This window comes from Paenisporosarcina sp. P5_A11 (assembly GCF_056400705.1).
Genome location: NZ_JBFUKT010000148.1, coordinates 1 through 8,371 on the forward strand (window position 1 = coordinate 1; position 8,371 = coordinate 8,371).

General features: G+C 38.2%; 5 protein-coding genes and 1 pseudogene. 2 read left to right on the plus strand and 4 right to left on the minus strand.

Annotated features, from left to right (window positions below; genetic code table 11):
• Positions 1-547 precede the first annotated feature (547 nt).
• Complete coding sequence (locus tag AC1DOS_RS15585) at positions 548-1,273, plus strand: polysaccharide deacetylase family protein (RefSeq protein ID WP_108587986.1); 726 nt, start codon at positions 548-550, stop codon at positions 1,271-1,273.
• 149 nt (positions 1,274-1,422) lie between these two features.
• On the opposite strand, the gene AC1DOS_RS15590 is transcribed toward AC1DOS_RS15585, so the two are convergent.
• Positions 1,423-1,659: an RNA polymerase sigma factor gene (locus AC1DOS_RS15590; protein WP_477538236.1), complete on the minus strand. Its 237-nt coding sequence runs from the start codon at positions 1,657-1,659 to the stop codon at positions 1,423-1,425.
• A gap of 643 nt (positions 1,660-2,302) precedes the next feature.
• Positions 2,303-3,706, minus strand: coding sequence for a glycerophosphodiester phosphodiesterase family protein (locus tag AC1DOS_RS15595; protein ID WP_477538237.1), 1,404 nt, complete (start codon positions 3,704-3,706; stop codon positions 2,303-2,305).
• Between the two features lie 818 nt (positions 3,707-4,524).
• Here AC1DOS_RS15595 and AC1DOS_RS15600 point away from each other — a divergent pair.
• Positions 4,525-6,402, plus strand: coding sequence for a Xaa-Pro dipeptidyl-peptidase (locus AC1DOS_RS15600; RefSeq protein ID WP_477538238.1), 1,878 nt, complete (start codon positions 4,525-4,527; stop codon positions 6,400-6,402).
• Between the two features lie 649 nt (positions 6,403-7,051).
• Here the strand turns inward: AC1DOS_RS15600 and AC1DOS_RS15605 are convergent.
• Positions 7,052-7,522 (minus strand): YbaK/EbsC family protein, encoded by a 471-nt coding sequence (locus AC1DOS_RS15605; RefSeq protein WP_477538239.1) that lies wholly within the window; start codon positions 7,520-7,522, stop codon positions 7,052-7,054.
• Positions 7,523-7,857: 335 nt separating this feature from the next.
• A pseudogene (locus tag AC1DOS_RS15610) lies at positions 7,858-8,371 on the minus strand (PhoX family protein); the annotation flags it as partial.

The following is an 8,371-nucleotide window of genomic DNA, read 5'->3' on the forward strand; positions in this document are numbered from 1 at the left end:
GTACCACGGCACAGAAGGATTTGAATATTGTTGGTAATAACCCATACGCTGGTTCAAAAGTTGTTCTTTGGATTGTTCGCTTTCAGCTGTAGCAAGCGACGAAAAAGCGAAAAAACTCAGCACCAAAAAAATCGGATATCGAAGACTCTGGAACAAAAATAAAACCCTCCTTTTAGCATCACATTCCATAGTTTCTCCATTTCATTTATTTTCATGATTCATTTAGTTGACATGAAAAAATTGCCACCTGCAGGAGGGAAAAAGAGAGCTAACTAAAGAAAGCCTTGGCTGAATAATGCACAGATTCCAACTCGCAATTCACTTTTTTCATCAGCATCCCAGAAAAGGAGAGTGAGGACAATTATAATAATCACTCTGAGTTCTAATGTTAAGTAAAAGGAAATTAGCGATTTTATAAACATAGTTCGACCAAAATTGCCCTAAAGCAGGTCGAATTTAGTGAGCGCTATAAAGGTATAATTTATTGCTTAATGTAAAAAATATAATGGATGTGATACTTGATAAATTGGATTAGGGAAGTGAAGAATTGAAGGGAAAGTATGTTTTAGTGTTATCTACAATTATTCTTGTAAGTTCCATTTTCCATGCTGGATTTAATGTATTTGCTGATAAGGGACGTCGCCATTACGAACAAACTGGGGAAGTGGTGTGGGAAATAAAAACGGAAGAAAAAATAGTAGCTCTTACGTTTGACGACGGTCCCCACCGAAAATATACTGCTGAAGTTTTAGATTTATTAGCTAATTACGATGCTAAAGCTACTTTCTTTATTATTGGAGAAAATGCAGAAAAATATCCGGAACTTGTATTAAGAGTACACGATGAAGGGCATGAAATAGCAAATCACACATATACACATCCTTTAAAAACAACAATCACAAAATTAGAGAAAGAATTAAAACAGACCAATGAAACAATATACAGTATAACGGGTTCTTACCCAAAGTTGTTTCGACCTGTTGGCGGGCAATATACAGATGAAATGATAAAGTTGGCTGTGGACAAAGGATACAAAGTTGTAATGTGGTCTTGGCACCAAGATACAGAGGATTGGAAAAACCCCGGTGTTAAAAAAATCGTCAATAARGTATTGAATGTTACAAAACAGGGCGACGTCATTCTTTTCCATGATGGTGGTGGTAATCGTAAACAGACGGTGAAAGCACTTGAGGAGATTTTGCCTGAACTTCAAAAACAAGGGTACAAATTTGTAACTATTTCTGAACTTATTGAGTATAAAAATAACAAATAAAAGTGGTTGAAGCAGAAGGTTTTCCGTACATTTGATTAAAATAAAAAAACTCATAAAGGGATTTTGTTGCGAAATTCCTTTATGGGTTTTTTACTATGTGAGATAAAAACTTATAAAGTTATTCATACTCTCTTACTAATTCCAATTTCTCATAGTTTCTTCACTGCTGTTAACTCTTGGTTTCGATCGATTTGAACATGTACACGGAATAACCAGCTAAACGACTTGTCAGGATCGACAGAATCAATGTATAAAAGAAATTTATATAATGCCTCTTGTATGACATCTTCAGCATCTCGAAGATTTGCCCCGTTCTTAATTAAATACTTATAAATAATTCCTGTTTTTTCTTGCAGGACTTTGTACAATTCTTCTTTCTGTTTCAATAACTCCCCTCCTTCCCACTTATAAGACTTCATGCCCTGTAAGGGACCTCTTTTCATCAAAGTTCATAAATGCTGTTATCTCCCAGTACGGACACCGCGATCGAAGGAGCTGTCTTGTCGATGCTAACGGATACTGTATGTGCCCGTTCCACGTTTCCTGCTTTGTCTACACTCCAATATACAAGCTTATGCTCACCTTCTTCTGACAATACGACAGTAGTTCCCGTTTGCTTAGCTCAATCGTCTACCGTGTAGTTGGTATTGGCTACACCCGATCCGTTATCGCTTGCGCTTAAGGTTACCGTGGTGTCTTGATTGACCCAGCCGCTTGGCGCATTTTCCGTTGTCGTTGGTGATTCTTAATCAACTGCAGAGACATTAATCTCCGCAACCGCTGCATAACCGCCAAAGCCAGCCGTTGCTAAACCTTGGAGGAGCCCACAAAATCAATGAAGTGGCGTATTTACCAAGGCACCAGGCAGCAACGGAAATATCACAGGATATAACGTCTATGGAAAGTTCTAGGTAGTTTAATTCAACAAAATTCAAATGAAAATTTAATATAGAAGAAAGTTGCTTCAGAGCTTTGAAGCAACTTGAAAATCTTTTTATTATGACTCACTCTTTAACCACAAATGGGAGGTTATTTCTGCAAATCAAACTGGATGTAGTCCAGTTGATGAAAACTAGGTGCAGTGATATGGACAGCGTAGGTATGAGTTCCTTTTTCCAGATATCTATAATCCCATTCTTGAAGTTCATAAGCATCGGTACCCGTAGTGTTTTCCACTTCTATCTCCTCGCTAAAATCTCCATCCCATTCTAATCTGATGGTACCCGCTGGAGCAACTTTCGCAGCCACGCGACCTGAGATTTTATACAAACCTGATTTCGGAATGTTCACTTCATATTTAGCCCATTCCCCCTCCTGGTTTGAATTTACAACGATCGCACCAGTTCTGTCAGCGACATCAATCCAGTCTGGATCTGAAGGGTCAACGCGGTTTGGATCAAGATCATAATAACCGACACCCTGTCCACCTGGTAGAAAGTCCTCAGCCTGAACACGGACGGTTCGATTTCCTATTTGCGCATCCCAGAGCTTCATATTACCTCCGTCGCGCCAGTAATCCATCGCCTCGACATTGTCGGTTTGCAGAATGTTCGCACCAAGGTCCGTCACAGCTTTCCATCCAAGATTTACATCCCGCAGTGATGCCTCATCTGTATATCTCCCGGCAAGGCCATACCACATGACGTTGACAAAAACCCTGCTGTTTTTCTGAATTTGTTGTACTTTCTCCTGTTGAATTTGTGGATCTTTTAAATCATTAAAAATGACCTCATATGCTACTGGCTGGCGTCCTGGGAATGTGTCTACTGTGTCAGCAGTGTTATCATTAATAATGTGCATATACAGAATCTCCGGATCCTTTACCATAAATTCTGCCGCTTCTTCCACATTTGGGCTTCCCTTGAACAATCCATGATCAACAGTATCCGTTTTGATAAGCACGTCGTACATTTCCTCACGGATGTTCCAGCCTTTATCAAGGTTTACGATAGCACGATCCTTGGCTGCAAGCATAGCTTCCTCCAAAGTGGGAACCGTGTAGTCCGTTAACTTAGCCGTTTGTCCACCAAGACCTTCTTTTAGGCGGAGCTCCTTAATTTCTGCCAGAGTGAAATCACTAACCTTTCCTGTTCCGTTGGTGGTTCGGTCCACAGTTGTGTCATGCATTAAGACAGGTACCCCGTCCGCTGTCAGCATGACATCGATTTCGACGATTTCAGCGCCGTCCTTGATCGCCTCTTTAATTGCCCCCAGCGAGTTTTCCGGGTATTCACGCCACTGTCCACGGTGTGCTGTAATCATAAGAGGAGCATTTTTTCGATGATCTAGCAGATCAGAATGTAGCTTATCAAATTTTTTGCTATCAGTAATAGACGTTGGAGTTACCATAGAGGCACTAGCTTGTTGTGTTGCCCCCACATTTGCAATCGTAGTTGCTGCCAAACCAACTATAAGTAATTTTTTTATCTTCATTCTTCATTCTCCTTTTTATAAAATAATTAGTGCTAAATCTCTTAGTTCCCCTCTAATATCCACACGTCTTTTTGTAGTAACTAAAACCTCCATTCCCCATTTTTCGAACGTGCCAAAATCAGAACAGTTTCATTATATTACTTTATACTAGGCTATCAATATCATTTATCCAAACTTAACAAAATTTTACAAAAGAATAATAGATTCATATATGATTAACAATTCAGTCAGGAAATATGAATAACAATCCATCGATTTCCGTTTCCGTTTCCGTTGATAAATGTTAAATAAAATCAACCACTGTTTCAGGCGAACATTTTCTAGTCCTCCTATCATTGGCTTACGAAATAAATTTAGGGAAAAATAGTTAGAGAATAAAAAAATCAATATAGTTTTACCTATATAATAGAAGGAACTCATGTGACATATTAGATTCCAAACATTTCAAAAACAAAAGCAATCGATACAATTAAATAAAGATGTGGTACATCACTTAACTTTTAAAGCAGAGTTAATTCATCATTTGGCAATGAGTTTTCTCTGTCTTATTCTATTTTAATGAGATGTATTTTCATAAAATTTGAATATTATAAAAATTGAGTTATAGTAGTAGCAGTAATACATTTTTGTTAAAAAATGGAGTGATGTAATTTGATAATTTGATAGAAACTTATTTTTTAAATTCGCAGATTTATTGTTCTCGTAAAAGGAATGCAAAGATGCACAAAACATTCTCTGTGTCATGGAGAATAATAGAGTAGGATTCATCTCCGGGGACTAATCCTACGGGGGATAAAGATGTAGTAGGAGGAGATTTTGTGAAGAAGAAAAAGTCTTTTATTGCGGTCAGTTCCATGCTTTCAGTCATGATGCTATTAAGTTCAAACACATTAGCAAAAGCACCTGAACAGCAATACTCTCAACAGAATAGTGGGCAAATAGAGGCAAATGGGTATGAGAAAGTAAGTGGTATAATTCCATCCATAATGTCCGAATCGATTAAGTACGAACTCGAAAACGGGATGACAAAACCGATTTACTCTACTGACGACGCGATTATAGAGAATCTATTCGTCGAAACGACAGTGGACAGTGACCGGGACGGAAAGTTCGACCGAATCTCGATTAAAGTGATGCGGCCGAATACAGATCCGGGTATTAAAGTCCCTGTCATTTATGAAATAAGCCCGTATAATTCAGGACTTAATAGTATTTCTTTTTATGACGTCAATCATGAACTGACACCGGTTCCTCATCCTGGCAATAAAAACGGCGGTAAACCTTTCGCTGGGGCAAGCGCACAACCCGCAAACCTCGGCTCATACGGGAATTACTACGTCCCACGGGGGTATGCAGTTATTCTCGGTGAAAGTATCGGGACAGGAAAATCTGACGGTTGCCCTACTACAGGAGACTACAATGAGACTATGGCAGCAAAAGCTGTAATTGATTGGCTGAACGGTCGTGCGAAAGCATACACAGCTGACGGTACGGAAGTATCATCAGATTGGTCTACCGGAAATGTCGGGATGACAGGTGTATCATATAACGGAACGTTGCCGAACGCTGTTGCCACAACAGGCGTGGAAGGATTGAAAACAATCATTCCAATTGCTGCTATTAGCAGCTGGTATGATTACTACCGGTCAAACGGTTCCGTAATCGCGCCAGGAGGTTACCAAGGCGAGGACGCGGACGTTTTGGCAGATGCTGTGTTAACACGAAATAATCCGGGAATTTGCCAAATGGTCATAGATGAGATAACAGCTGGTCAAGACCGTGAGACTGGCGACTATAATGATTTTTGGGCTGCACGTAATTATTTGTTAGACGCGAAGAAAATAAAAGCGAGTGTATTTATTGTACACGGACTTAACGACTGGAATGTGAAAACGAAGCAATTCGATCAATGGTGGAATGTGCTCGAAAAAAATAAAGTCCCACGTAAAATGTGGCTCCATCAAGGCGGTCACGGTGGCACTTCGACAAACAATTGGCAAGAAACCCAAAACAGATGGTTCGACCATTGGCTATACGGTATCGAAAATGGAATTATGGATGAGCCTGCAGTAGATGTTCAACGCGAAAACCGCACGTGGCACCAACAGTCAAATTGGCCGGAAGCTACTGCAGTCTCTGTTAAATTTCAGTTAGACTCAGATAAGAATAGTGCCGCGGGAATATTGAGCAGCAAGTCACTTCCGAACAAACCACATAACAAGAAACATTTTTTCGATGATCCTATGATAAAAGCAAATGTATTAATCGATGATCCGGAATCGGAATTACCAAACCGTCTTGTCTATCTTACTCCTGAACTTACGGATGCGGTGCGGATTAGCGGGACCCCTACAGTAAGCTTAAAGGCAAGCATCGATCGGCCCGTAGCTAACTTGACAGCTTTACTCGTCGATTTTAGCGGCACAAGACCAACGATTGTTACACGCGGTTGGATGGATCCGCAAAATCAAAAGGGTGACGATCATTCGAAATGGCTTGAGCCAAACCGGGATTATACATTCACATGGGATCTGCAACCGGATGATTACGTATTCCAACCGGGCAGCAAAATTGGTCTTGTTCTAATTGCAAGCGATTATGACTACACGATCCGTCCTTCAGCCGGTACAAAAATTACGATTACACCGACTAAAAGTGAACTCATTCTTCCAATTGTCGGAGGGAATAAAAAATAATTTAATAGTTTAATTAATGTAGATAATCATATTAAGTCAAACGGTAGACATTAAAAATAGCTCAATTAGCCTCAGTTGAAATCTATCCAGTAATCGTACACACATATGTTTAACGATGTTGTTCCATTATAATTTGTGTATCATTACGAATTTCGCTGACTACCTCAGAAGCCCCAGATCGACTAAGTATGAATGGTTAAGACAATCCGGTATTGTCACAACCTATTTGAATTCAAAGATATCGGAAAATAAAACAGCACAGTTAAATAAACTGTGCTGTTTTTATTATTTCTTATATAACATAAGCACCGATTAATTGAACAAGGCTTTCATCAATCATTATCTATATCATCATGCGCTTGTTCATATGTATATATTGCATTAGACACCTGTGACAGTCATTTGTGTTCAAACACGACAATTGCTTCGAAAGAAGTGAATGAATGTGAAAGCTTCCTTAGTAGCGCTAAGGCGCCTATTCTATTCTAATTTCGATCCGGGAATAAAACTAATCTGTTCAGCTTGATACATATTATCTTTGAAAGTATAAGTAATATGAATTTCAACTAACGCCCCCCCTGGATTTAATGAGAATGCTCATTTTTCTACACTTGAAGTTGAATATATCAGTTTCATTGTTTTTCGGAAATTATTGCCACCCTTTACAAACATCAATCCATGAAGAATAATTTGAATATTTTTCAAGTTCTTCAATTGTCAATTCAATTGTACTATTACTACTTCCACAGGCCGGGAATACTATTTCAAATCTTTTTAGTGAATCATCAAGATAAACAGTGACACCGTCATTAATACCAAAAGGACATACACCCCCAACAGCATGTCCTATCAACTCAATTACTTCATCTGCTGTTAGCATTTTTGCCTTTGTTGAAAATTGTGCTTTGTATTTTGAATTATCTATTTTGGCATCACCTGCAGCTACAATTAAAATAGCTTTTTCATGTACCATAAAGGACAATGTTTTTGCTATCCTATTAGGTTCACAACCAATTGCCTGTGCAGCTAATTCAACAGTTGCACTAGAAGCATTCAATTCAATTATTTTATCTGCAATGCCCCATTGCATAAAATATTGTTTTACTTTTTCTATTCCCATTATTACTCCTCCATATTTATCAAATATAATTAATCTTAATCTATTATAAATAATACAAATGAACAAATAAAAAGAGCATGGTTTGAAAAAGGATTAATCAAACATGCTCTTTACATAAATGATTCTCTTATTATAAAGTTTGATTATTTTCCATGGTTCTTATTAAACGCTTCCGATGGAATATAAAAACTATTGTTTATTTATTTGAAAGAAGCAATAGCAATTTCCTTTTCTGCTGAGATCATTAAAAACATAGGTCTTCGGTTTTCATCTTTCATTTCTTCAGGTTAGGCATAAAAAAAGGATCGTTGGAAAATATCCAACGATCCTTTTTATTAATCATTTCTATTGTTGTTATGGCCATCTCTGTTTTCTCTATGATTATCTCCAAGGGAAGGTAATCCAGATAGATAACCGGCATTTCCTGGATTTTGAGAACCGACCATCAAGTACGTAAATCCATTTAAATTATCAATTGTTTGTATACCTGTTACTTCGCCACCCTTAGGAGCAGAGATGATACGAGATAATTTTTTTGTATCTACATCATAAGCCCATCCGTAGTTATTGTGGTGCCCTCCGCCATCCTCGGCAATAAATAATGTTCTCATTCCTTCAGAATATACGATATTGTCCGGATTGGAAATCTTATTAGGATTTGCAGAATTTCCTGCCAAATCTTTGGAAGGTAAATCTTCACCAAAAACTAATCCTGTCATTTTATTTGCTACATACTTACTTTTAATTTTATTACCATTCTGATCCTTTTGTCCGCCAGTTAACGACAATTCATACACTCCACCAGCACTAATCTTAGGAACATGAATATCATCTACAGGATCTGTGGAG

Bases quoted from the DNA above. Each gene is read 5' to 3' on its own strand.
- AC1DOS_RS15605 (WP_477538239.1), bottom strand. From the start codon at position 7,522: ATGGGAATAGAAAAAGTAAAACAATATTTTATGCAATGGGGCATTGCA.
- AC1DOS_RS15595 (WP_477538237.1), bottom strand. From the start codon at position 3,706: ATGAAGATAAAAAAATTACTTATAGTTGGTTTGGCAGCAACTACGATT.